At 63.6% G+C, this 22,803-nt stretch carries 23 protein-coding genes; 7 read left to right on the top strand and 16 right to left on the bottom strand.

Translation table 11 applies throughout. The features are described 5' to 3' along the window. The first annotated feature begins 50 nt into the window (after positions 1-50). On the top strand, positions 51-1,733 hold the full coding sequence (locus tag ASR47_RS20360) for a methyl-accepting chemotaxis protein (RefSeq protein ID WP_065309637.1): 1,683 nt from the start codon (positions 51-53) through the stop codon (positions 1,731-1,733). 4 nt (positions 1,734-1,737) lie between these two features. Here the strand turns inward: ASR47_RS20360 and ASR47_RS20355 are convergent, their stop codons facing one another. Both ASR47_RS20355 and ASR47_RS27165 read right to left on the bottom strand, forming a co-directional pair. After that, positions 1,738-2,301 (bottom strand): DNA-3-methyladenine glycosylase, encoded by a 564-nt coding sequence (locus ASR47_RS20355; RefSeq protein ID WP_425402751.1) that lies wholly within the window; start codon positions 2,299-2,301, stop codon positions 1,738-1,740. Between the two features lie 5 nt (positions 2,302-2,306). Further along, a complete protein-coding gene (locus tag ASR47_RS27165) occupies positions 2,307-2,537 on the bottom strand; it encodes a hypothetical protein (RefSeq protein ID WP_150127897.1) in 231 nt (76 codons plus the stop codon). On the opposite strand from ASR47_RS27165, the gene ASR47_RS20350 reads away from it, so the two are divergent. Then, entirely contained in the window at positions 2,536-3,414 is an 879-nt protein-coding gene (locus ASR47_RS20350) for an HDOD domain-containing protein (RefSeq protein ID WP_065309635.1), read from the top strand. The two genes, ASR47_RS27165 and ASR47_RS20350, sit on opposite strands and share 2 nt — an antisense overlap. A gap of 85 nt (positions 3,415-3,499) precedes the next feature. Then, positions 3,500-4,714 (top strand): hypothetical protein, encoded by a 1,215-nt coding sequence (locus tag ASR47_RS20345; RefSeq protein WP_065309634.1) that lies wholly within the window; start codon positions 3,500-3,502, stop codon positions 4,712-4,714. 88 nt (positions 4,715-4,802) lie between these two features. Here ASR47_RS20345 and ASR47_RS20340 read toward each other — a convergent pair whose 3' ends face one another. The 13 genes from ASR47_RS20340 to ASR47_RS20280 all read right to left on the bottom strand — a co-directional run bounded on the left by ASR47_RS20340 (position 4,803) and on the right by ASR47_RS20280 (position 19,629). After that, the gene (locus ASR47_RS20340) at positions 4,803-5,264 is read right to left on the bottom strand and encodes a hypothetical protein (RefSeq protein ID WP_065309633.1); all 462 of its coding nucleotides are present in this window, start codon (positions 5,262-5,264) and stop codon (positions 4,803-4,805) included. Positions 5,265-5,364: 100 nt separating this feature from the next. Next, positions 5,365-6,909, bottom strand: coding sequence for a methyl-accepting chemotaxis protein (locus ASR47_RS20335; protein ID WP_065309632.1), 1,545 nt, complete (start codon positions 6,907-6,909; stop codon positions 5,365-5,367). 99 nt (positions 6,910-7,008) lie between these two features. Next, the gene (locus ASR47_RS20330) at positions 7,009-7,734 is read right to left on the bottom strand and encodes a GntR family transcriptional regulator (RefSeq protein ID WP_245714428.1); all 726 of its coding nucleotides are present in this window, start codon (positions 7,732-7,734) and stop codon (positions 7,009-7,011) included. 72 nt (positions 7,735-7,806) lie between these two features. After that, complete coding sequence (kdgK, locus tag ASR47_RS20325) at positions 7,807-8,757, bottom strand: 2-dehydro-3-deoxygluconokinase (protein WP_065309631.1); 951 nt, start codon at positions 8,755-8,757, stop codon at positions 7,807-7,809. A 97-nt stretch (positions 8,758-8,854) separates the two neighbouring features. Then, a complete protein-coding gene (locus ASR47_RS20320) occupies positions 8,855-10,921 on the bottom strand; it encodes a glycoside hydrolase family 28 protein (protein ID WP_245714443.1) in 2,067 nt (688 codons plus the stop codon). A 145-nt stretch (positions 10,922-11,066) separates the two neighbouring features. Continuing rightward, positions 11,067-12,338, bottom strand: coding sequence for a porin (locus ASR47_RS20315; protein ID WP_065309630.1), 1,272 nt, complete (start codon positions 12,336-12,338; stop codon positions 11,067-11,069). Between the two features lie 112 nt (positions 12,339-12,450). Next, complete coding sequence (locus ASR47_RS20310; RefSeq protein WP_065309629.1) at positions 12,451-13,743, bottom strand: MFS transporter; 1,293 nt, start codon at positions 13,741-13,743, stop codon at positions 12,451-12,453. 125 nt (positions 13,744-13,868) lie between these two features. Continuing rightward, positions 13,869-15,299, bottom strand: a complete 1,431-nt coding sequence (locus ASR47_RS20305; protein ID WP_065309628.1) for a tagaturonate reductase — start codon at positions 15,297-15,299, stop codon at positions 13,869-13,871. A gap of 11 nt (positions 15,300-15,310) precedes the next feature. Continuing rightward, on the bottom strand, positions 15,311-16,909 hold the full coding sequence (locus ASR47_RS20300) for a UxaA family hydrolase (RefSeq protein WP_065309627.1): 1,599 nt from the start codon (positions 16,907-16,909) through the stop codon (positions 15,311-15,313). A gap of 26 nt (positions 16,910-16,935) precedes the next feature. Next, on the bottom strand, positions 16,936-18,330 hold the full coding sequence (gene uxaC / locus ASR47_RS20295) for a glucuronate isomerase (RefSeq protein ID WP_065309626.1): 1,395 nt from the start codon (positions 18,328-18,330) through the stop codon (positions 16,936-16,938). A 202-nt stretch (positions 18,331-18,532) separates the two neighbouring features. Continuing rightward, positions 18,533-18,838, bottom strand: coding sequence for a type II toxin-antitoxin system RelE/ParE family toxin (locus ASR47_RS20290; RefSeq protein WP_065309625.1), 306 nt, complete (start codon positions 18,836-18,838; stop codon positions 18,533-18,535). Further along, positions 18,835-19,059: an addiction module protein gene (locus ASR47_RS20285; protein WP_065309624.1), complete on the bottom strand. Its 225-nt coding sequence runs from the start codon at positions 19,057-19,059 to the stop codon at positions 18,835-18,837. The genes ASR47_RS20290 and ASR47_RS20285 overlap by 4 nt, the downstream gene beginning before the upstream one ends. Before the next feature lie 30 nt (positions 19,060-19,089). Then, positions 19,090-19,629: a DNA-deoxyinosine glycosylase gene (locus ASR47_RS20280; protein WP_245714427.1), complete on the bottom strand. Its 540-nt coding sequence runs from the start codon at positions 19,627-19,629 to the stop codon at positions 19,090-19,092. Positions 19,630-19,727: 98 nt separating this feature from the next. On the opposite strand from ASR47_RS20280, the gene ASR47_RS20275 reads away from it, so the two are divergent. Together ASR47_RS20275 and ASR47_RS20270 are read left to right on the top strand one after the other, a co-directional pair. Continuing rightward, positions 19,728-20,156: an Mpo1 family 2-hydroxy fatty acid dioxygenase gene (locus ASR47_RS20275; protein ID WP_065309622.1), complete on the top strand. Its 429-nt coding sequence runs from the start codon at positions 19,728-19,730 to the stop codon at positions 20,154-20,156. Between the two features lie 118 nt (positions 20,157-20,274). Continuing rightward, on the top strand, positions 20,275-20,733 hold the full coding sequence (locus ASR47_RS20270; protein WP_065309621.1) for an outer membrane lipoprotein: 459 nt from the start codon (positions 20,275-20,277) through the stop codon (positions 20,731-20,733). Positions 20,734-20,736: 3 nt separating this feature from the next. Here ASR47_RS20270 and ASR47_RS28235 read toward each other — a convergent pair whose 3' ends face one another. Next, complete coding sequence (locus ASR47_RS28235) at positions 20,737-20,868, bottom strand: hypothetical protein (RefSeq protein ID WP_281218459.1); 132 nt, start codon at positions 20,866-20,868, stop codon at positions 20,737-20,739. Positions 20,869-21,030: 162 nt separating this feature from the next. Here ASR47_RS28235 and ASR47_RS20265 point away from each other — a divergent pair, with 162 nt between their 5' ends. Continuing rightward, on the top strand, positions 21,031-21,975 hold the full coding sequence (locus ASR47_RS20265) for a DMT family transporter (protein ID WP_065309620.1): 945 nt from the start codon (positions 21,031-21,033) through the stop codon (positions 21,973-21,975). Next, a complete protein-coding gene (locus tag ASR47_RS20260; RefSeq protein WP_065309619.1) occupies positions 21,972-22,484 on the top strand; it encodes a GNAT family N-acetyltransferase in 513 nt (170 codons plus the stop codon). The genes ASR47_RS20265 and ASR47_RS20260 overlap by 4 nt, the downstream gene beginning before the upstream one ends. Positions 22,485-22,803 lie beyond the last annotated feature (319 nt).

Raw genomic sequence — 22,803 nt, 5'->3', positions numbered from 1 at the left:
CGGCGGGCCGGCCCGGCTGGCCCGGCTTCCATCCACAGGCAGGAGGACATATGCTCGACAAATTACGCATCGGCCCCAAGCTGTTGCTGGCGCCCACCCTGGTGCTGCTGTTGCTGGTCTTGAGTTCGGCCAGCGCCTGGTACGGCATGGTGCGGCAGAACGCCTCGATGGAAAACATGGTGCAGGTGCGCATGGCGCACCTGAAGGCGGCCTTGGACGTGGCCGGTGACGTGCGCTATGCGCACAGCAATATGTACCAGCTGCTGTCGTGGACCAATGGCAGCTTTGCCAAGGCCCGCCTCGATGCGCTGGAAGGACAGATCAAGCAGCGCCACGGCGATATCGCGCGGCAACTGGCAACCCTGCGCGCCACCTCCAGCGGCGCGGAGCTGGCGATGGTCGACGGCGCCAGCGGCGCCCTGGGCGCCTACCGCAAGGCGGTGCTGGAAACCATGGAAATGGCGCAGATGGATCTGTCGATCGCCGCCAATTCCATGATCAAGGCGGAAAGCCAGTTCGGCCAGCTCAATGCCCAATTGGGGAAACTGGCGGCGCTGGAAACGACGCTCGGCACCGGGGCGCATGCGGCAGCTGTCAAGCAATTCCACAGCCTGGGCTGGACCCTGCTGACCACCGTGCTGCTGTCGATTTGCGCCTCGGTGGTGGTGACGATGCTGGTGCGGCGCGCCATGCTGCAGGAAATACACGGTATCGCCGAGGCGGTGCGGCAACTGGCAGCGGGCAAGCTCACCGCCGGCAAACCGAAGCAGGGCAGCGACGAGATCGCCGCCACCTCGCGCGTGCTGGACCAGTGCATCGCCAAGTTGAACCAGACTTTGCGCACCATTTTGTCGTCCGTGCAGTCGATCGATACGGCCTCGCGCGAGATCGCCACCGGCAATATGGACTTGTCGTCGCGCACCGAAATGCAGGCCAGCTCGCTGGAAGAAACCTCGAGCGCCATGGCCACCTTGACCGAAGCGGTCAACGGCAATGCCGGCAATGCGCGCCGCGCCTGCGAACTGGCGGCGCAAGCCTCGAACCTGGCGGTACAGGGCGGCGCGGCGATGCAGCAGGCGGTCGCCACCATGGCCACCATCCGCGGCAATTCGCGCCAGATCGTCGACATTATCGGCGTCATCGACGGCCTGTCGTTCCAGACCAATATCCTGGCGCTGAACGCGGCGGTGGAAGCGGCGCGCGCGGGCGAACAGGGCCGTGGTTTTGCCGTGGTGGCCGCCGAAGTGCGCACCCTGGCGCACCGCTCGGCGCAGGCGGCGAAAGAAATCAAGACTCTGATCGCCACCTCGGTGGCCACCATCGACGGCGGCAGCGTGGCGGTGCAGCAGGCCGGCGACAGCATGGGCGCCATCGTCGCCTCGGTGCGGCAGGTCAACGACATCATCCAGCGCGTGGAGCAGGCCAGCGCCGAACAGGCGACCGGCATCAGCGAGGTGAATCTGGCGGTGGCGCAGATGGATGATGTGACCCAGCAAAATGCGGCGCTGGTGGAACAGGCGGCCGCGGCAGCGGCCAGCCTGCAGGAGCAGGCCGTGACTCTGTCGGCGGCGGTGGCCGTATTTACCTTGGACCAGCCTCGGGCGGCGTCAAGCGCGGTGGTCGCCGTGCAAGCGTTCCAGGAGCCGGCCATCTCGCCCACTTCGGCCGAGCGGCGCGCCGCACGCAGTCCGCTGCGCGGCAAAACCCCGCCAGCGCGCCGGCGCAGCGCCTAGCAGCCTAGACCATCCGCATCGGCTTGCTCAAAAACGTCGAGCCGGCTTCGACAAACCGCCACGGCACCTCCATCGCCTTCGAGATGCCGATGCGGGGGCCGGCCAGCACCGCCACCTCGTCTTCACGGGGCAGCAGCACGAACGGCGGCGCGCCCAGCGGCAAGCCGTTGTGCGCATGCGTGACACCGAGCGCCTGGCAGACCTTGCCCGGCCCCGAACACAGCAGTCGCTTATCGGCGGCACCACGCCGCGCGCGCATCACGTCCAGGCCGAACAGCGGTTCGATGGCGCGGATCAGCACGCCGGCGCCATGGTCGGCCTCACGGCACACAAAATTGAGGCACCAGTGGATGCCATAGGAACGGTAGACATAGGCGTGTGCGGGCGGGCCAAACATGGACGCATTGCGCGGCGTCTTGCCGCCGAACGTGTGCGAGGCCGGATCGAGCCGGTCATAGGCCTCGGTTTCCACGATGCGCACGCCGACACCGTCAACCAGTACCGTCACGCCGATCAGCTGGCGCGCCACCACGCTGGAGTCCTGGGCGAAGTCGATCTCTGCAAGCATGTTTTTCATGCACTGATTGTAGCGCGCGGCACGGCGCGCACGTTTCTTGAAAACATATAAAACTTGCAGCTAATGCCATCAAAATGCGCGCTGTTGACGCCAGAAAAGCACCAGCCACCATCGGGCTTACGAAAGAATTCGCGTTTTTTGTCATAAACAGGGACAGTTCTGAACCATTGCTTGCGATAAACAGCGATAATCGTTGGCGACAGAGCAACCAGCGATAGTGACGACATGAAGAGAGCAGCATTGAAAGTGGCCGAGCCAGCCAAGGCCCTGCAAGGCGATCCGGTCGAGGCATTGATGAAGTCCATCCGGATTCCACCGCGCCCCAGCCTGCTGGTCGACCTGCAGCGCGAACTGGCCGAGCCCGATCCATCGCCTCGCAGGATCGCGCGCATTATCGGCGACGATGTCGGCATGTCGGGCGCTTTGTTAAAGCTGGCCAATTCGCCGTTCTATGGCGCGGCGCGCAAGGCCAAATCGGTCGAGCAAGGCATCAATTTCCTCGGCATCAACCAGTGCGGCGCCCTGATGACGGGCTTGCTGGCACGCCAGGCGCTGGAAGCCGAAGGCGTGGAACTGAACAATTTCTGGGATGTGTCGGCCAAGCGCGCGCGCGCCGTGGTATTTACCTCGCGCAAGCTGCGCATCGCCCCGCCCGATATCGCCCACACTTTCGGCCTGTTCTGCGATATCGGCGTGCCGCTGCTGATGAACCGCTTTCCCGATTACGTCAACACCTACGCGGCGGCCGCCAACGACGCGCACAACAATTTCACGGCGGTGGAAGACGCGCGCCACCAGACCAACCATGCGGCCATCGGCTGCTTGCTGGCGCGTAACTGGGGCTTGTCCTCGGACGTGGCCTGGGCCATCTTGCACCACCACGACTACAACGTGCTGGGCGATCCTTCCACCGACGACGCCATCCGGTCGCTGATCGCGCTGTCGCTGCTGGCCGAAAAAGGCATACAGCGCTACCATGGCAACAGCAGCTCACTCGAATGGGACAAGGGCGGCGAACTGGCCTGCCAGCACCTGGGCCTGTCGGCCGAGGAAACGGCCGACCTGCTCGACGAGCTGCATGAAATGTTCGACACCGATCACTAAGCTGCCGCGACCTGTATCATCGCAATGGGCGCCAGGTTGTTGACCTTGCGCCCTTTTCCATTTCACTTCAATTCATATACTCACCATGCCCAAGAACAAGCGCCCTGCCCCCCGCAAATCGTCCAACTCGCCCGAAGACAAGGATGAAGCCGTCGCGCGCATGCTGAGCACGATGGCGCTGAACCTGGCGGAACAGGAAGACAGCGAATCGCAGGGCACGGTGCTGGCCGAGCAGGCCGTCGAATTCGGCCGATTGATACGCAAAAGCCTGAACCAGAAGAAAGATGAAGTGCTGTACGACGCCATCGAACGCGCCAAATACGAAGACCTGGGCGCCTATCAATACCTGCGCAGCCAGATCGAGGAAGCCTCGTCGGTGGTGGTCATTCGCCGCGACAATGCGCCGGCGATGGAAATCAACGCCTTCGTGGTGCCGCTGCTGGTGCAGAGCACGGGCGGCCTGAAGGAAGCGGACGGCTTCCAGGACCAGGAAGCGTTCGAAGCGCTGGTAAAGAGTTTCCAGGACTCGGAGCTGGAAAGCGCCAGGGCCAAGGTCGTGCTGATGAGCCACGCCTACGACCTCGACGAAATCGACAACATCACCTACAGCCACCTGCACGAAATGGTGCGCGACGCCTACACCTCGATGACGGACAAGAAGATCGTGATCGCCGCCGGCCTCGAACGCAGCATCGCCGGCTGGAGCGCCACCGCATTCGGCGCCGACGACACCGCCGTCGAGCTGCGCTTCCTGCTGGGCTTTGCCCTCAAGCGCGCCGACGACCCCTTCTATGCCGAACCGAAAGACGAAGCGGCGCTCGACGCCTGGTTCGACGCGCGCATGGAACGCTACCAGCAATGGACGGCCAAGGTCGGCGAACTGGTCAAGCGCTGCCTGGCGCCGGCCGGCAAGCCACTGGAAGTGAGTTTCCTGTACCAGGACCTGTTCCACGGCGGCAAGGAACAAGGCATGGCCGAATACGCGATGCTGCAAATGATGTCGGGCATCAACCATGCGCTGGCGGAAAACAAGCTCGACGCTGGCGACGTGTCGGTGGTGGTCGGCCCGGCCGACGAGCATGGCGAACTGCTGTTGCGCGTAAATGTCTACGCCGCCAGCGGCGACGTGCTGCACGGCGCCGACAAGCCGCTGGACCTGGCGGCCGACCTGCAGGACGAAGTCAACGATGTGTGCGATGCGCTGGCGACGATCGGCGTGACCAACTTGTCGGTGGCGCTGAAGTTCGATGCCCACGGCCAGCCGGTGGAAGTGCACGCTTACTCGCCAGAATTAGGCTAACCATACGCGGTCGTGCCGCCAGCATCTTTTCATACCCCTGAAGCAAGCCCCGGGGTCAGACCCGCCGGGTCTGACCCCGGCACTTCTTCTAACTGCGCTGCTTGACGATGGTCACCGGCCCGGGCGCAGCGGGCCACAGCTTTAAATGATACTGGTCGCTGCCGTCGAGTTGATCGTCCGACACCGTGTCGAGCTGCGCGAAACACACGCGCACCCGATAGCTGCCAGGCGTGACGTCGATGCATTTCGCGTCAGGCAGGTAGTCGGTGGTCCCGGCGGCGACCAGCACGCCGCTGTCCAGCGCGATCGAGCACTCGACGATATGGTCAAAATCTCCGGCATCACATTCCGGCTCCCTTTCCAGGATCTCGATGGTGACCGGCACATCCGTGTTGCGCACCGTGCCGACACCGACGGCGCCGGGTGCGACGGCCAGAAGACGTTCGACAGCCTCGTTGGTCCAGGCGTCCGGGAGCTTGTCCGTGGCTCGCTCGTCCTGGATACGGAACTGAAAATAATCAGCAAACAATTCGAGATGATAAAGACTCATGGGGCTCCTGAAAAATCCTGATGGAAAGCGAGCGTCATTGCTGACGCTCGGCAGGGCTGAGTCTACGATTTTGTCGTGATCGGTACAAGCACGCACTGTATCAAGCGTGCCCACCGTGCCTCTCCAGCCTGAACAAGCTCACCAGTTCCGCCAACTGCCGCGCCTGATCCTGCATGGCCTGCGCGGCCGCCGCCGCCTGTTCGACCAGGGCCGCGTTCTGCTGCGTCACATCGTCCATGCCGATGATGGCCTGGTTGACTTGCGCGATGCCCGTGCTTTGCTCATGCGTGGCGCTGCTGATGTCGCGCATGCAGGCGCTCACTTTCGCGATGCCGTCCACCACATGGCGCATGGCTTCGCCCGCTTCGCCGGCCAGCGCGCCACCCTGCGCCACCTGCGCGCCGGACAGGCCGATCAGGTCCTTGATTTCTTTTGCTGCGGCAGCCGAGCGCTGGGCCAGGTTGCGCACTTCGCCGGCCACCACGGCAAAGCCGCGTCCCTGCTCGCCGGCGCGTGCCGCTTCCACCGCCGCGTTCAGGGCCAGGATATTGGTCTGGAAGGCGATCGCGTCGATCAGGCCCGTGATGTCGGCGATCCGGCTGGACGACTGGCCGATGGCGCCCATGGTGTCGACCATGCGCGCCACCACCGCGCCGCCCCGCTCGGCCAGTTGCGTGGCCTCCGAAGCCAGACTGCTGGCCTGGCGCGCGTTGCCGGCGTTCTGGCTGACGGTGCCGGTCAGTTCCTCCATCGAGGCGGCCGTCTGCTCCAGGGCGCTGGCCTGCGCTTCGGTGCGCGCCGACAGATCGAGGTTGCCCTGGGCGATTTCCTGCGAGGCGGCGGCGATCGCCGCCGCATTGCCTTGCACCTGGCGCACGGTGGCGGCCAGGTCCTGCTGCATGCGGGCGATGCTGTGCAGCAAGCTGTCGCCGTCGCCTCGCCGCAAGGTGACGGGCACGGACAGATCGCGCCCGGCGATGCGGCGCGTGACTTCCCCCGCATAGGCCGGCTCGCCGCCGAGCGCACCGAGCACGCGCAATATCACCTGCCAGCCCAGCGCCGACATCAGGACCAGGGCGGCCAGGAAAAACCACAGGAATTGCAGCGCCGCCTGCCAGAAGACGCGCTCGATATCGTCGCCGAAAAAGCCCGTGCCGATCCACCAGCCCCAGGGTTTGAAGGCGATGATGCCGTTCAGTTTCGCCACCAGCTGGCCGTCGCGCCGGCTTTTGACCGACACCAGCCCCACTTCGCTGTGGGCCAGCGCCTCGACATAGGCCTGCGCATCGGGCCGGCCGTCCATGGTCTCGCCCTGGGCGATGACGCCGATATTTTTCGGATTCGGGTGCACCAGGTTCAGGCCGTTGGGCAGGCGCGCCCAGTAGTAGCTCTTGCCTTCGTTGTTCAGCTGGGTCAGCGCGGCCTTGGCGGCGGACTGCGCCTCATCGCGCGCGAGATGGCCGGCCAGTTCCTCGGCATGGTAGTGCGCGACCAGGTGTTCGCCCATCTTGAGCATATTGACGATCTGCGCTTCGCGCTCATGCAGCATGGTCTGGTGCAGGGTGCGCAGGCTGTAGGCGCCCAGCAGGGCCATGGCCAGCAAGGCGGCGCCGACCAGCAGGATCAGGCGGTGTGACACTTTCATGATGTTCTTTCAAAAGGCGCAGCGCATCTGCCATGGACGTGACGGCCCCTGGCCGCGCGCGTGTGGCGGCCCATCGGGACTGGCTGGCAGAAAAGGGAGCTAGCGCAAAGGTTTGGTGGCGAGGTGCGGCATGAAGTATTCAGGCCGCAGTTTGCGGGTTATTTCCAGCACCGGCAGCACATGGTCGAGATGGCTGCGCATGGCGGCGACAGCAATCTTCGGGTCGCCCGAGGCCACCGCTTCGATCACCTCGCTGTGCTCGTGCATCACGTCGCTCATGCGCCCTTCCAGTGGCAAAGTCAACTGGCGATAGCGGTCCATCTGCGTTTTGGCCTGCAGGATCATCGGCCACACGCCGGGATAGCCGGACAGTTCGGCGAGCGCCGCATGAAAGCCTTCGTCGGTGCGGTGAAAGCCGCGGATATCGTTGTTGGCGATGCATTCGGCCTGCGTGGCGAGGATGGCGCGCAGGCGGGCGATGCCTTCCGGCGTGGCCCGTTCGGTGGCTTTTTCAATGATCGCCGTTTCCAGCGCACAGCGCACCAGCATGGCTTCTTCGAGCGAGTCGAGCGGAATGCGCGCGACAAAGGTGCCGACCCTGGGCAGCACCTCGATCAGGCCTTCCTCGGCCAGCCGCTGCACCGCTTCATGCACGGGCGTGCGGCTGGTGCCCAGTTCTTCGGCCAGCTCCTTTTCGACGATGCGCGTGCCGGGCAGCATGCTCATCTCGACGATGCGCTGGCGCAGCAGGCCGTACACGCGGCGCGCAGCGCTGATGCCGGTTTCGGCACCGGCGGCAGGAGGAGAAAAAGACGACAGATTCATAGGCTGGGCCAGGTTAAACGGATCAACGACAGGGCAAGCGATCATACCCTGTCCACTCTCATTACGAGCTTGTCAACGCGGCATCAGCGCGCGCGCGATAATCGCGCCGCGCTGGCCGATCACGCAGCCGGCCAGGCGGTGGCCTGCCAGGGCCGCGTCGGCCGGGTTCTGGCCCGCCAGACGCGCCGCGAAATAGGCAGCGCCGAACGAGTCGCCGGCGGCCGTGGTGTCGACCACCCTGGCCACCGGCGGCGCCGCCACTTCCCGCAGCTGGCCGTCGCGCCAGACGATGCAGGGCTGTCCACCGCGCTTGAGCACGATTTCGGCCACGCCCAGCGCGCTGGTGCGTGCGATCACCTGTTCGACCGACGCCGCGCCATGCAGCGCTTCTTCATCATCGAGCGTCAGCAGGGCCAGCGAGGACAGCTGCAATACGCGATGATAAACCCCGGCGGCCACTTGCGCCCCCTCCCAAAGGCGGGGCCGGTAGTTATTGTCGAAGACGATCTGGCCGCCATTCGCACGGCACTGCGCCAGGGTCGCCAGCAGCAGGTCGCGGTCGGCAGGCGACAAAATCGCCAGGCTGATGCCGGACAAATAGACATACGGCGCTTGCGCCAGTTGCGCCAGGATGGCGGGCGCCTGCGGGCCGCGCAGCCAGTGGCGCGCCGCCGAATCGCTGCGCCAGTAATGGAAGCGCCGCTCGCCGTCGGCATCGGTCTCGATCAGATACATGCCGGGCAGCTTGTCGGCCAGGCGCTGCACGCAGGCTGTGTCGATGCCCTCGGCCTGCCAGCTGGCGGCCATGTCGTCGGACAGGCCGTCGGTACCGAGCGCCGTCACATAGGCGATGCGGTGGCGGCTGGCGTCGACCAGGCGCGCCAGGTACACGGCGGCGTTGAGGGTATCGCCGCCGAAACGGTAATCCATCGCCTGCGCCGTGGCGCCGCGTTGCCCACGCTGCAGTTCGATCATGCATTCGCCGATTACAAACACGGTGCCGGCGCTATTGTTCGTCTCCATCTCACTCCTATCGATCATGAATGCCAGCGTGACGCCGCGCCGGCATCGGTGAAGATGGCCGGCGCGGCAGGGTGCTCTCAAGGCTTGTAACTGACGCTTACTTCTTGTCCCAGGTCGAACCGAACAGGTTGGACTGGCCGATCGCCGGGAAGTCGACGAAGGCGCGGCTGCAATCGACCACCTTGTCGACGTCGACCGCTTGCGTGGCCGTGCCGTTGACCGTCACGCGCTCGGCGGCGTTGGCGAAGATCGGCAGGTTGCTGCCCTTGATCGTCAGGTTCGCATCCGACGACGTCATGGTGGTGCCATTCGGCGAGTCCGTCACCACGTTGTTCAGGTTCATCACCAGCGGATATTGCGGGTTGGCAAAGCCGCCCGTGTTTTCCTTGAAGCCTTGCAGCTTGATGGCAGTGTTACCCAGGATGCGCACATTGTCCAGCGTGATATCGTGGAAGTTCGGAATCTGCGGGCCGGCCGCCGGCAGCGCCTTGGTGCTGTAATACGTGGTAAACAGCAGCGCGTTGAGGGCGTCGCGGATGCAGATGTTGCGGTAGTGGATATTGCTCACTTCGCCGCCACGCGCATAGTCGGACTTGATGCGCAGGCCTTCTTCGGAGTGGGTAAACGAGTTGTCATACACTTCGACATTGGTCACGCCCGCATTCGTCTCGCTGCCGACCGAAATGCCATGGCCCCAGTAGATATGGTTGTGGGCGATGATCATGCCGTGCTTGCGGTCCGACCGCACATCGCGCTTGCCGTCGATGGCGAACAGGCCGGAACCTGGCGGCGACGGATTGGCGCTGCCTTTCAGGGCCACGTCATCGTCGCCGGTGCTGACGAAATTATACGCAAACACGAAGTTCTTCAGGTAGCCGTCGAACGACATGGCGCCGGTCGAGGTGGTGTTGCTGCCGGTGGCCAGCTTGCCCGAAATCGCCTTGCCAGCCGCGCCCGGATCGAACGCGTCGGTGTTCTTGACGTTGTCGGCGTTGTAGGTTTCGCCGTTGTACAGCGGGTTGCCATTGCCGGCCGGATTGGCGAACGCCGCCAGGGTCGGGGTCTGCACTTTCACGCCCCATACCGTCAGGCCATCGACGCCGCTCGGCACGACGTGGAAGTTGGCGCTGTTGTTGAGCGAGATGCGGTACAGGGTCAGGTTTTTCGCATAGTTGAACACCATCATGCGGAAGTTCGACTGCGAGCCCGTGCCCGTCACGCCGTTCTGCACCATATTGCCGAGGAAGGCCAGGTCCCACCAGCTCATGTTGCGCGCCGACGATTTCGAGTCGACCGTGGTGCCGCCGTTATCGCACGACACGCCGTCGGCCGCCTGCTTGCCGGCGGCATAGGCGGTATAGGTGTTCGAGCAGGTCATGTCGACCTTCATCAGCGGGTACAGCTTGTTGGTGGTGACGATTTCAGCATAGGCGCGGCTGTCGATCGAACCATCGCCCATCACGGCCGAGTTGACCAGGTTGGAGCCGTTGATGAGCGCGCTGCAATTGCCGGAGCTGCCGGCCTTGGTCGAGCTGACCGCGGTATTGCCGCAGTACGGGCCGGCCGGGTTCGGCGAATAGGTGGTCACGTCGCGCGACGCGTACAGGGTCACGCCCTTGTCGATCCACAGCGTGACGCCGGACGGCAGGGTCAAGGGGCCGCTGATAAAGCCGTCGCCCACGCCGGATTTGTTGACCACCAGGCGCACCGCGTATTTGCTGGCGCGGTATTCGGGCTTGGCCAGCTCTTCGCCGGAGACGCCGGCGATATTGACGTTCTTGACGTTGGCGGTTTTTTGCGCGGCGGTGGCGGCGGCATCGGCGGCGGCGATTTTCGCGCCCACTTCGGCGTCGACCGCGGCGCCGCAGGCGTCGAGCGCGGCCTGGATGCGGGCCTGGTCAGGATTGGCGGTGGCGGTGGTCACGGCCACGCCGACGCCGGCTTTCGACGGGTCGGCTTCCGGCGGCAGCGAACCGTCCGGACGGCGCACCAGGTTGGGCTTCGCTTCCAGGGTGGCGCAGACTTGCGTGTCTTTCGGCAGCGTCGGCTCGGCCGGCAGATCCGGATCGAAGGCGGTAGTGCCGACCTGGAACACGCTGCCCGGGGTGTAGCTGGTGGCCGTTGCGCCCTTGGTGTCGCCACCGCCGCCGCAAGCGGCCAGCATGACGGCCAGCGGCAGGGCGACGCATGCCTGCGTCCAGCCTGTATTGCGTTGTTTGATACCTGATTTCATTGTGTGCATCTCCTGATGGAAGCGCGCTCTGGGGCGCGCTGTGTGCCGGCTCGCGCCGGCTCTTTTTGGAACAAATTTAGAAACGGGCGATCATGCCGATGCCGAAGGCGCGTGGCGAATTGCCGGGCGCCAGGAAGGCGTCGTCGGTGCCGGCCTTGTTGCTGTGCAGCGGCGACTGGCCCAGGTTGACGTTCTGCTGCGACTTGTTGTTGATGCGCGTGAAGTACACATAGGGCATGAACTGTTCGTCGATCCGGTAGGTCGCGCCCAGCGACACTTGCGTGGCGCCGAAGTCGTCGGCGCGGCCGAAGGTGGTGTTGTCGAGCTTGCCCAGCTTGCCGGCGGCCAGCATCACGGTGGTGTCAAAGCCCACTTCCTGCGTCAGCGACGCCATCACCGAGCGCTGCTTCATGCTGCCCGTTTGCAGGGCCGTGTAGATATTGCCGGGGGTTGGCAGCGACTGCCGCGCATAGCCGTAGCTGCCCGACTCGAAGCCCAGGCCAACGCTGGTCTTGGTCGGGAACTTGTAGGTCGCCAGCACCTTGTAGAACGAGGTGTTCACGCCGCTCACCGAGGTGTTGCGAAAACCAAAACCCTTGGACAGGTTTTCCACGTCCACGCCGGTGTTTTGCTGGCGGTCGTAGCCGGCGCCGATCGAGAAGGCGCCGATGCTGTACTTGGCGGCCAGCGCGTAGCGCGCGCGGTCGTCGCCGGTGTCGCGCACCTCATCGAAACCGTAGGAGGCGCCAGCCTGGAAGCCGTTCCATTGCGGCGACAGGTAGTGGGCCGAGTTCTTGTAGCGCGCTTCGCCGCGGCCGAACAGGCTGTCGGCATTGCCGCTCAACTGGGCCGAAGTATTGTTCCACACGTCCAGGCCCTGCACCGTCAGGCCCAGATTGCCGCCCAGGGCGCCGCCCGAGCCGACCAGGCTGCGGTAGACGGAATCGTTGTTGCCGATGATGAAGCGGCCAAAGCGTTTGCTCTCGATGCCGACAAAGGTATTGCGCGATTCGATGGTCGAGGACTTGCCCTGGCCGTTGATGCCGCCTTCGTCAAAGTTGTTCAGGCTGCCTTCGATCTGCCACAGGCCGCGCACGTCGCCCTTGATGCCGATCGAGCCGGCAAAGCCGATGCGCGAATTGCCGTCCGAGACGCGGCCACGGCTGCCGTACGGGGTGGCGCCGCCTTCGGCTTTCACCGATTCGATCTCGCCGTTCAAAAAGCCATAGATGCGCGTTTCGACCTTGCGCTCTTCCATGAAGCTTTGCGCCATGACGCCGCCCGACAGGGCCGCCAGCAGTGCGGTGGCCAGCACGCGGCGGGTCAATTTGGTGTTCAGTTGTTGCATGTCTTTCTCCTCTGGTCGCGCCTTGGGGTGGCGCTTTATTAACTTCGTTGAAAATGGTGATCCCTCCGCCCGGCGCGGATATGAACAGGTCGAAGGGAGTGAAAGGCTGGCGTCAGCCGAAGGCCGGTTTGCCCAGCGGGACCGATGGCGCGATTTTTTCGCGTATCAACATGCACACCACGGCGGCGGCCACCAGGTCGAACACGGCCAGCAGCATGAACAGCGGGCTGTAGCCGACCAGGGTGACCAGCACGCCGAACAGCAGGGTGAAAATGGTGGCGCCCAGGTAGCCGGACATGCCGGCCAGGCCCGTGGCGGTGGCCACTTCGTTCTTGCCGAAGACGTCCGAGGTGATCGAATAGAGCGCACCGGACAGGGTCTGGTGGGCAAAGCCGCCCACGCACAGCAAGGCAATCGCCGCATACGGGCTGGCAACGAGGCCGATGCAGGCCGGGCCGATCATGCACACGGCGCCGACCACCACCACCAGCTTGCGCGAGGTAAACAGCGACACTTTCCAGTATTTGTGGAACCATGGGCTCAAATACCCCCCCAGCACGCAGCCGATATCGGCGGCCAGGAACGGCAGCCAGGCGAACATGGCGATTTCCTTGATGTTCATGTGGCGCTCGGTGGCCATGTACAGGGGAATCCAGGCATTGAAGGTCTGCCAGGCCGGTTCGGACAGGAAGCGCGGAATCGCGATGGCCCAGAAATTACGGCTGCGCACGATCTGGTGCCAGCGCGCTTTCGGCGCCACGCCGGCACCATTGGCGTCGCTCTGCTCCTGGCCTTCGAGGATAAAATCGCGCTCCTTGTCGGAGAGCATCTTCTGGTCGCGCGGGTGCTTGTAGAATGCCAGCCACAAGCCGGTCCAGACGATGCCGATGGCGCCGACGATGACAAACGACATCTGCCAGCTGCCGTGCAGAATGGTCCAGACCACCAGCGGCGGCGCGCACAGGGCGCCGATCGAGGAACCGATATTGAACCAGCCGATGGCGATCGAACGCTCCTTGGCCGGGAACCACTCGGTGGTCGCTTTCACGCCGGCGGGGATGCCGGCCGCTTCGGTCAGGCCCAGCATGCCGCGAAACAGCGCCATGCTTTGCCAGCCGGTCGCCATGGCGGCGCAGGCGCAGGCCACCGACCAGGCCAGCGCGAACATCGCAAAACCGATCTTGGTGCCCACCGCGTCGATCACATAGCCGGCGATCGGCTGCATCAGCGCGTAGCAGACCTGCCACGCCACCACGATATAGGAATACTGCTGGGTGGTGATATTGAGCTCGCTCATCATCGTTGGCGCCGCCACCGACAAGGTATTGCGCGCCAAATAATTCACGATCAGTCCAGCCGTCACCAGCCCGACCATCCACCAGCGCATGCCGCGTACTTTAGTCATTTTGTCTCCCTCTAGCCATCCACGGCGGCGCAGCTGCGCCGCCACTTTGCGGGCCGTTCAGCCTTCCTTGTGGAAGTGCCTTCGGCCTCGGTTTTACTTTTACTGCGGTACTGCTGAAACTTTTTTTACAGCGCCTGCAGGGCGCCGCGCATGCCCTGCGCGTCGATGCGCGCCAGCGCGCCGGCCACCGCCTGCGCCAGGCCCGGCACCGCATGCATGTCGCGGCCCCACACTTTTTCGTTGGCCAGCCAGCCCTGCGCCAGTTGCGCCAGACTCAAGGCGCCCGCATCGACGTCCGCCCAGGCGGCCTTGAACCAGGCCAGCGTGGCCGCATCGTCAGCCAGCGCGATCACGTCGCCGCGATACAGGCGCATGGTGGCGGCCAGGGCCAGCACCAGCCGTTGCGGCAGCTGGCCCTGCACTTCCACGTGGCGCAGCAGTTGCGGCGCGATGCGGGCGGCAAATTTGCTCCAGCTGTTGAGGGCAATCGAGGCCAGGCGGTGCTGGATATACGGGTTGCGAAAGCGCAGCAGCACGTCGCGCGCAAATTGCTGCAGTTCGTCCTGCGGCAGCGGCAGGGCCGGAATGATTTCCTGCGCCAGCGTGTCCGCCAGAAAGGCGCCGACCTGTTCGTCGTTGACGGCCTGGCCCACGGTTTCCAGGCCGGCCAGCAGGGCCACCGGCACCAGCGCCGTATGGCCGCCGTTCAGAATGCCGACCTTGCGCTTTTTATACGGCGCGATGTCGTCGACCAGCCGGATATTCAAGCCAGCGCCAGCCAGATGCAGTTCCTCGGCCAGCCAGGCCGGGCCTTCGATGACGAACAGGTAGTAATACTCGGCCGCCACCAGGAACTGGTCGGTGTAACCGAGGTCCGCCGCAATCGCTTCGGCTTCGCCGTCGGGAAAACCGGTGACGATGCGGTCGACCAGGGTCGAGCAAAATACGCAGGCCGAATCGATCCACGCGGCAAAGCCGGCGTCGAGCTGCCACAGGCGCGCGAAATGCAGCACGGCCGCCTTCAGGGCCGGGCCATTGTTGTCGATCAGTTCGCACGGCAGCAGCACCACGCCTTTGTCCGCGCTGCCCTTGAAATACGTGTAGCGGTCGAACAGCAGGCGCGCCAGCTTGGCGGGAAAGCTTGACGGCGGCGCGTCGCCGAACGCATCGCTGTCGTTGGTGGCGATGCCGGCCTCGGTGGTGTTGGAGACGACAAAGCGCAGCTCGGGCAGTTGCGCCAGCGCCAGGTAGTCGCCGTACATGGTGGCCGGGTTGATCTCGCGCTGCACGCAGGCGATGGTGCGGTACGCGCTGACGGGCGCGCCGCTGTCGTCGAGGCCGCGCACGACGGTGGTAAACAAGCCGTCCTGCACGTCGAGCAGGGGCGAGCCGCCGCCGCCGCGCGGACGCACCACGACCACGCCGGCGTTCAGGCCAGTGCGCTCGTTGAGCAGGTCGACCTGCCAGTCAAAAAAGCCGCGCATGAAGTTGCCTTGGCCGAACTGGAGGAATTTGATCGGCAGCGCGTAGGGCGCGCTGCGGCGCAGGGTAGGCATGGACGTGTGGCTCACAGTGAAATGTCGCGTTTCCAGAAGATGAAGTCGTACTGCTGCAGGCGGTCGGCCTTGGCCGTGTACTGGCCGCCGGCGGTCGCCACCACCATGTCGAACAGGCCGTTGGCCACCTCAGGCAAGGGCGTGCCGTCGATCACCGGGCCGCAGTCGTAGTCGATCAGGTCCGACAGTTTTTTGGCGACGCGGGTGTTGCTGGAGATTTTCAATACCGGCACGATGGGGTTGCCGGTCGGCGTGCCCAGGCCGGTGGAAAACAGCACCACGTTGGCGCCGGAGGCGACGATGCCGGTCACCGATTCGACATCGCCGCCCGGGGTGCACAGCAGCGACAAACCGGCTTTCGGGCTTTGCTCGCCGTAGTCGAGCACCGAGACGATGGGCGAGGTGCCGCCCTTCTTGGCCGCGCCGGCCGATTTCATGGCGTCGGTAATGAGGCCATCGCGGATATTGCCGGGGCTGGGGTTGTCGGCGAAATGCGTGCCGACCGCTTCGGCGCGCGCTTCGAAGTCGCGCATCAGGCCCAGGAAACGGCGCTTGTCGTCGTCGTTTTCGCAGCGCTCGATCAGGTTCGCTTCGACGCCGCACAGTTCGGGAAATTCGGCCAGGATGGACGAGCCGCCAACGGCCACCACCATGTCCGACACCAGGCCCATGGCCGGGTTGGCGGAGATGCCCGAAAAGCCGTCCGAGCCGCCGCACTTGACGCCGATTTTCAGGTGCGACAGCGGCACCGGCTGGCGCCTGACCTTGTTCGCTTCCTTCAGCTGCGCCAGGGTGTCGGTCAGCACGGCCTTCATCATCGTGTCTTCGCTGTCCCACTGCTGCTGTTCGTAGATCAGGCAGGGCTTGTCGAAGTCGGGATTCTGCTTGGCCAGCGCGTCCTTGAACATGGCAATCTGCGCGTTCTGGCAACCGAGGCTGAAGACGGTGATGCCGGCCACGTTCGGATGGTCGGCATAGGCCGACAATATCCTGCACAGCGAACGCGCATCGGCGCGCGTGCCGCCGCAGCCGCCGTTGTGCGTGATGATGCGCACGCCATCGAGGTTCGGGAACGGGCGCACCACCGGTTTCGGCGCTTCCATGTCTTCGCCCAAGAGCGACAGGGTGAATGACGCGAGGTCGTTGCGCGTGTAGCCGAGCGGCGCTTCGAGCGCATTGCGCAGGTGCTCGACATTGCGGTTTTCGCAGAACACCAGCGGAAACACCAGCCAGTAATTGGCCGTGCCGACGCGGCCGTCGGCGCGCACCACGCCGGGGAAGGTGGCGCCGTCCAGGCGGGCCACGTCGGGCGGTGTCCAGGTGTACGGCGCTTGCGGTTCCAGTTCCACTTCGGCCGCGTAGTGATGCAGGTTGTCGGTGGTGACGGCTTCGCCGCGGCGGATAGCCACCGTGGCTTTGCCAACCGGCACGCCGTACAGGCGCAGGATCTCGCCGGCCGCAAACGCGCGGCGGGCCAGCTTGTGCTTGGTCTTGACGGCGCTGCTGATCAGGATGGACTCACCCTCCCAGTTGACGACTTCGCCGGCGGCCAGGTCGGACAGGGCGACCAGCATGTCGTCGTCGGGGTGAATACACAGTACTTTTTGCATGACTATTCCTGGCGGCGGCTGAGGGATTACAACTGGAAGTATTTGCGTGCGTTGTCGTAGCAGATACCGCGCACGATGGTGGCCAGCGCCTCGAAGTCGTTCGGGTATTCGCCACCGTGCACCCATTCGCCGATCTGGCGGCAGACCAGGCGGCGGAAGTAGTCGTGGCGCGGGTAGGACGCGAAGCTGCGCGAATCGGTCACCATGCCGACGAACACGCCCAGCACGCTGTGGTTGCCGAAGCCGACCAACTGCTGCAGGTTGCCCTCTTTATGGTCGTTGAACCACCAGGCCGGGCCGAATTGCAGCTTGCCGGCGACGGTGCCGTCCTGGAAGTTGCCGACCATGGTCGACAGCACTTCGTTCATGTTCGGGTTCAGGCAGAACAGCATGGTCTTCGGCAGGCGGTCGTCCTGGTCCAGCGCATTGAGCAAGGAGGCCAGGCCGGCGCTGGTGCCCATGTCCGAGATCGAGTCGTAGCCGGTGTCCGGGCCCAGTTTGGCGCGCATGCGGTCGTTGTTGTTGCGCTGGGCGCCGATATGCAGGCACATGGTCCAGCCATAGTTGGCATACACGCGGCCAATGGCTTCGAGCAGCCCGCGCAGATACAGGCCATTTTCTTCGTCGGTCAACAGGGTGCCTTGCAGGCGCTTGGCGAACAGCGCTTCGAGCTGCGCCGGGGTGGCGCCGGCCACCGGCAAGGTGACGTCGACGGCGTGGTCCGAAATGCGCGCGCCACGCGAGTGGAAGAATTCCACGCGCACGGCCAGCGCGGCGATCAGCGAGGCAAACGAGGTCACGGAGACGGACGACACCTGGCCCAGGCGCTGGAGGTAGTCGATAAAGCGCGGCTGGTTGATGCGCATGGCCTTGTCGGGACGGTAGGCCGGCAGCACGCGCGTTTTCAATGCCGAGCTGGCGATTTGCGCGTGCTGCAGCAGGTCGTCGGCCGGGTCGTCGGTGGTGCAGGCGATTTCCACGCCGGCCTGTTCCAGCAGCGACCAGGTGTCCATCGTGGCCAGCCTGGCGTTGGCCTGTTCCCAGATCGCATCGGCATTCGCTTCGTTGATCAACAGGTCGATATTGAAGATGCGGCGCAGTTCCAGGTGGCTCCAGTGATGGATCGGGTTACCGATCGCCAGCGGCAGCACCTTGCAGAAGGCGCGGAATTTTTCCTGGTCAGAACGCTCGCCGGTGATGAATTCCTCGGCCACGCCCGCCGTGCGCATCAAGCGCCATTTGTAGTGGTCGCCCGCCAGCCACAGCTCGGCGATATTGCGGAAGGTCTTGCGTGCGGCGATTTCGCCTTGTTGCAGGTGCGAGTGGTAATCGATGATCGGCAGGTCGGCCGCCACCTCGTGATACAGCTTGCGGGCCGTCTCGGTGGTGAGTAGAAAATCCTGATTCATGAACTCGGTCATCGTAACCATCTCCTTGCTTGCATGTTGTGTCGTGGCACCAAACTGGCGCACTCTGATATATCAGAATATTAAATGTAATATATCAGTGGAAGCAAGCGCAAAAGTGAAGCAGGGGCAAAAAAAGTGGCGGTGGAAACAACAGGCGTGAGAAAGACGATGCGGTGCAACGATCAGCGGGAGAGTGTGCCGGGTAACGGCGCGGTCAGCGCGATGGGTGCTTGCGCCAGGCGGCGGGGTAGCGGCGGTGGTGGGGAATCGCGAGAATACCCAGCTCGTCGTTCACCTTCACCAGACGATAGATGATGCGGTAGGGAAATCGGCGCAGCGAAAACTGCTGGAAACGGCGAGAAAATGTGGCGCCGCTGGCGGGATTGGCCAGCAACAAGGTGGTCGTACGTTCAAATTCGTCAATAAAAGCGCTGCCCAGTGCACTATTTGCCCGCTCCGCATACCAGGCCGCGATGTCCTGCAACTCTTCTGCCGCTGCAGGCGTGATCAGCAGTTTCATTTCAGGGCTGCACGCGCCTGCATCAGCGCATCGGCAAGAGGCAACAAAGGACGCTCTCCGCTATCGGCCTGCGCCTCGCGCCGTTCGACTTCTTCCAGCCAGGCGACGTCCAGACTCTCGTCGGCATCCAGGCTTTCCAACAGTAACTGCGCAAACGCGGCACGCTCGCTGGCAGTCAACTTGAGGGCGGCGGACGCCAGTTTTTCCAATGGTGTGTCCATGGATGACTCCTTCGTCAGTAAGTACTTATTCTACCCTTGCTCGCCTGCCGTGGCATGCGGCAAGCCGCGCAACGTCTGCCACGCGTGCAATTTTTCCGCATATGCCAGGGTGTACGCCGGGCTGCTCGACGGCAGGCTGACGATGCGGTAGCGGCTGGCGTGCTCGCCCAGCACCTTCAAGCCCAGTTTGGCGGCCGTGCCGCCATTGAAGGCGATGGTGTCCAGCTGCGGCAAACTGGCAACCAATGCCACCAGGTCATTGTCGTCGCGCTCGCGGATATTGCTGTCCAGGCTGCCAGAACGATGGGCTTGCGCCACCACGTCCCACAGCCCTACCCCATGCGCCAGCAAGGTGGACAGGCGCTCTTCATACGGCAGGCTTTTCAGCTCGACGCCCAGCACTTCCCCCAGCAGCAGCCAGAACTTGTTTTGCGGATGGGCATAGTACTGGCTGCGCGCCAGCGATTTTTCGCCGGGCAGGCTGCCCAGGATCAGCCGCCGCGTCTCGGCGTTGACGACGGGATCGAAGCAGCGCTTGCGGGTGTCAAGATTAGCGAGAGATAATGTCAACTGCATTCCTGCATGGAATAAGGAAGCCACCATTCTACGCGCTCAGTGCGCCGGCAAACCGGTGTAGAATTTCCTGACAATCAACCACAGAGACTGCCATGCGCACCATCGACACCCTGCTGGCGCGGTACGGCGACAGCCACCGCAATCACGCCAACGAATGGGTGCACATCGTGTGCGTGCCGCTGATCGTGTTCAGCGTGCTCGGTTTGCTGTGGAGCGTGCATGCAGCCGTGGCGCTGGTGGGCAGCGTGGCCGCGCTGGCGTACTATATGAAGCTGTCGCGTCCGCTGGCGCTGGGCATGCTGGCCATGCTGGCGCTGATGCTGGTGGTGCTGGCGATCTTGCCTGCTGTCGTCGTCTTGCCGCTATCGCTGGTGCTGTTCGTGCTGGCCTGGATCGGCCAGTTCATCGGTCACCAGATCGAGGGCAAGAAACCATCCTTCCTGGACGATCTGCGGTTTTTGCTGATCGGCCCCTTGTTCGTGCTGGGCTTTGCCTACCGGCGCTGGCGCCTGGCGTATTAGTGCTTGAGTAACAGATTCTTACGATTGCAAGCTATTTATTGGAAGCAACTTATCTTATCATCAATGTGCAGCCGATGCCATTCGACGCGATCGGCGCACTATTTTGCTGGAGTTGAACATGAAAACATCGATTATTGCCGTGGCCTTGGTCAGCACCTTGGCGACCCTGGCCGGTTGCGCCGTACAACCGAATTCAGCCAATGTTTACCGGGCAGGCCAGGCGCAAAATGAACAATCCGTGCGCATGGGCACTGTGGAATCCGTGCGCCAGGTCACCATCGACAAGGGCGAAACCGGCACCGGTGTGCTGGCCGGCGCGGCGCTCGGTGGCGTGGCCGGTTCGGCCGTGGGCGGTGGCAAGGGCGCGATTGCCGCCAGCATCCTCGGCGCGGTGGCGGGCGGCATCGCCGGCCAGAGCATTGAAGCGAACTCGGCGAACAAACCCGGCTTCGAGATCACCGTGCGCCTGGACAATGGCGACATGCGCGCCATCGTGCAAGACGCGGACGAGCAATTCCGTCCCGGCGAACGCGTGCGTTTGCTGTCTGATGGCCGTAAAACACGCGTCACACATTAAACTTCAGCCGAAGCTGCCGGTCGCCATCAAATGGGTGGCCGGCGCCATGCCTTCATGCAAGCAAATGGCAAGCACCGTCATGGCCACCACCCAGACGATCACGGTCCATACTTTGATGTGCAGCGAGGCTGGCATGATGGGCTCCCTGAAGAGTTGAAGCAAAAAAACATTTACTTAATAATAATATAAATATTTTCATAAATTCAATATTTTCCATCGCTTCTGTTTTGCCTCAAGCGTCGCTGTGGCGCCCATGCCGCACTGGTCAAGTCCCGGGCGACACCGTATACTGCCGCGATGTCCTCTCCCCTCCTGTTTATCACCGCCTGCCTGATCTGGGGCTCCACGTTCTGGGCCATCACCTTGCAACTGGGCGACGTCGCCCCCGCCGTTTCCGTGGTCTACCGCTTCGGTCTGGCATCAGGCACCTTGTTCGCCTGGTGCGCGCTGCGTGGCAATACCTTGCGCCTGCCCTGGCGCGCACAAAAATGGATGATGCTGCAGGGCCTGGCTTCGTTCGCGCTCAGCTATGTGTGCACTTACAGCTCGGAGCAATACCTGGTGTCGGCGCTGGTCAGCGTGCTGTTTGCGCTGATGGTGTTCTGGACCCCGCTGCTGAACCGCTTCGCGTTTGGCACGCCGATTACGCTCAGTACCTGCTTTGCGGGCGCGGTCGCCATCTGCGGCATCGTGCTGCTGTTTTACCAGTCGATCGATGCGGCGTTAAAGGAGATCCTCGGCGGCGGCAACGGCCACTTTTTACTGGGCTTCATCCTGGCGCTGGTGGCCACCATGGCCAGCACGGTCGGCAATGCGCTGGTGATGAAAGTGCGCGAGCATTCGAGCAATGTGATGCTGACCATGGCCTGGACCATGTTGTGGGGCACCCTGATGGTGGCGCTGTGGGCGCTGCTCACGGGCCAGGCCTGGACGGTGCCGGCGCGCGCCAGCTACTGGATGGGCCTGGTCTACCTGGCCCTGTTCGGCTCGGTGATTGCCTTCAGCGCCTACTTCACCCTGATCGCCCGCATCGGCACGCAAAAGACCGTGTATATCGGCGTGGTCACGCCCGTCATTTCCGTGCTGCTGTCGATACAGTTCGAACACTACCGCCCGGCCGCCATCGAGTGGCTGGGCATGGCGCTGTGCCTGTCGAGCGTGGCCTGGGCCTTGACCTCGGGCGCGCGCAAGACCCGCACCGCGTCCTCGATTTCCACCCAACCCACCGCAAAGGCACCATGAACAACCCGTCCACCCTCGCCATCCGCCCCGCGCAAGCGGCCGACGTCGCCGCCATCTTCGGCATGATCCACGAACTGGCCGTGTTCGAACATCTCGAACACATGATACTGGCCAACGAAGCGATGCTGCACGACAGCCTGTTCGGCCCGCACCCCGGCTGCGAAGCGCTGGTCGGCGTGGACAACGGCGACGTCGTCACCTTCGCCCTCTTCTTCCACAATTTCTCGACCTTTTTGTGCCGCAAGGGCCTGTACCTGGAAGACCTGTATGTGAAACCGGCCATGCGCGGCAAAGGCTACGGCAGACAGATGCTGGTCGCCCTGGCGCAACTGGCGGTGGCACGCAACTGCGGCCGCTTCGAATGGTCGGTACTGGACTGGAACGAAAACGCCATCAATTTCTACCAGGGCATGGGCGCCGACGTGATGCCCGACTGGCGCATCTGCAGGGTGACGGGCGAGGCGCTGACGAAATTATCAGCAGGCAAACCGCAAAGAATTTCTCAATAGCGTCTCGACGCATGACCAGACCGTCGCGAGCGGAAGGTAGAGGTAGCCGAGAAGCGCAACCGTACGTTGCTACGGTGAGCATCGCAGGCTGCCTATACCGACGCGCAGCAGGTTAGGTCAGGCGCCACCAGACAAAAAAAACCCTGCGGGCTAGCGGCACCGCAGGGTAGAACCCATTGTCAAGTGGGAGGGGGAGAATGCAATCAACGGTTATGAATATAAACGTTGCACAATACGTTCAGGCCCACCCTTACATTTGCTTACCAGCTCTTACATTTCCTCGGTAGTTCGTTACTATTTCCGTGGCTCAATCAACGTG

The sequence above is a fragment of the Janthinobacterium psychrotolerans genome, assembly GCF_001677885.1.
Lineage (GTDB): Bacteria > Pseudomonadota > Gammaproteobacteria > Burkholderiales > Burkholderiaceae_D > Janthinobacterium > Janthinobacterium psychrotolerans.
This window is presented reverse-complemented; position numbering and strand designations above follow the sequence as displayed.

Coding starts and splice junctions, on each gene's coding strand:
- ASR47_RS20360 (WP_065309637.1), top strand. CDS start 51: ATGCTCGACAAATTACGCATCGGCCCCAAGCTGTTGCTGGCGCCCACC.
- ASR47_RS20355 (WP_425402751.1), bottom strand. CDS start 2,301: ATGCTTGCAGAGATCGACTTCGCCCAGGACTCCAGCGTGGTGGCGCGC.
- ASR47_RS20350 (WP_065309635.1), top strand. CDS start 2,536: ATGAAGAGAGCAGCATTGAAAGTGGCCGAGCCAGCCAAGGCCCTGCAA.
- ASR47_RS27165 (WP_150127897.1), bottom strand. CDS start 2,537: ATGTCGTCACTATCGCTGGTTGCTCTGTCGCCAACGATTATCGCTGTT.
- ASR47_RS20345 (WP_065309634.1), top strand. CDS start 3,500: ATGCCCAAGAACAAGCGCCCTGCCCCCCGCAAATCGTCCAACTCGCCC.
- ASR47_RS20340 (WP_065309633.1), bottom strand. CDS start 5,264: ATGAGTCTTTATCATCTCGAATTGTTTGCTGATTATTTTCAGTTCCGT.
- ASR47_RS20335 (WP_065309632.1), bottom strand. CDS start 6,909: ATGAAAGTGTCACACCGCCTGATCCTGCTGGTCGGCGCCGCCTTGCTG.
- ASR47_RS20330 (WP_245714428.1), bottom strand. CDS start 7,734: ATGAATCTGTCGTCTTTTTCTCCTCCTGCCGCCGGTGCCGAAACCGGC.
- kdgK (WP_065309631.1), bottom strand. CDS start 8,757: ATGGAGACGAACAATAGCGCCGGCACCGTGTTTGTAATCGGCGAATGC.
- ASR47_RS20320 (WP_245714443.1), bottom strand. CDS start 10,921: ATGCTGGCCGCTTGCGGCGGCGGTGGCGACACCAAGGGCGCAACGGCC.
- ASR47_RS20315 (WP_065309630.1), bottom strand. CDS start 12,338: ATGCAACAACTGAACACCAAATTGACCCGCCGCGTGCTGGCCACCGCA.
- ASR47_RS20310 (WP_065309629.1), bottom strand. CDS start 13,743: ATGACTAAAGTACGCGGCATGCGCTGGTGGATGGTCGGGCTGGTGACG.
- ASR47_RS20305 (WP_065309628.1), bottom strand. CDS start 15,299: ATGCCTACCCTGCGCCGCAGCGCGCCCTACGCGCTGCCGATCAAATTC.
- ASR47_RS20300 (WP_065309627.1), bottom strand. CDS start 16,909: ATGCAAAAAGTACTGTGTATTCACCCCGACGACGACATGCTGGTCGCC.
- uxaC (WP_065309626.1), bottom strand. CDS start 18,330: ATGACCGAGTTCATGAATCAGGATTTTCTACTCACCACCGAGACGGCC.
- ASR47_RS20290 (WP_065309625.1), bottom strand. CDS start 18,838: ATGAAACTGCTGATCACGCCTGCAGCGGCAGAAGAGTTGCAGGACATC.
- ASR47_RS20285 (WP_065309624.1), bottom strand. CDS start 19,059: ATGGACACACCATTGGAAAAACTGGCGTCCGCCGCCCTCAAGTTGACT.
- ASR47_RS20275 (WP_065309622.1), top strand. CDS start 19,728: ATGCGCACCATCGACACCCTGCTGGCGCGGTACGGCGACAGCCACCGC.
- ASR47_RS20270 (WP_065309621.1), top strand. CDS start 20,275: ATGAAAACATCGATTATTGCCGTGGCCTTGGTCAGCACCTTGGCGACC.
- ASR47_RS28235 (WP_281218459.1), bottom strand. CDS start 20,868: ATGCCAGCCTCGCTGCACATCAAAGTATGGACCGTGATCGTCTGGGTG.
- ASR47_RS20265 (WP_065309620.1), top strand. CDS start 21,031: ATGTCCTCTCCCCTCCTGTTTATCACCGCCTGCCTGATCTGGGGCTCC.
- ASR47_RS20260 (WP_065309619.1), top strand. CDS start 21,972: ATGAACAACCCGTCCACCCTCGCCATCCGCCCCGCGCAAGCGGCCGAC.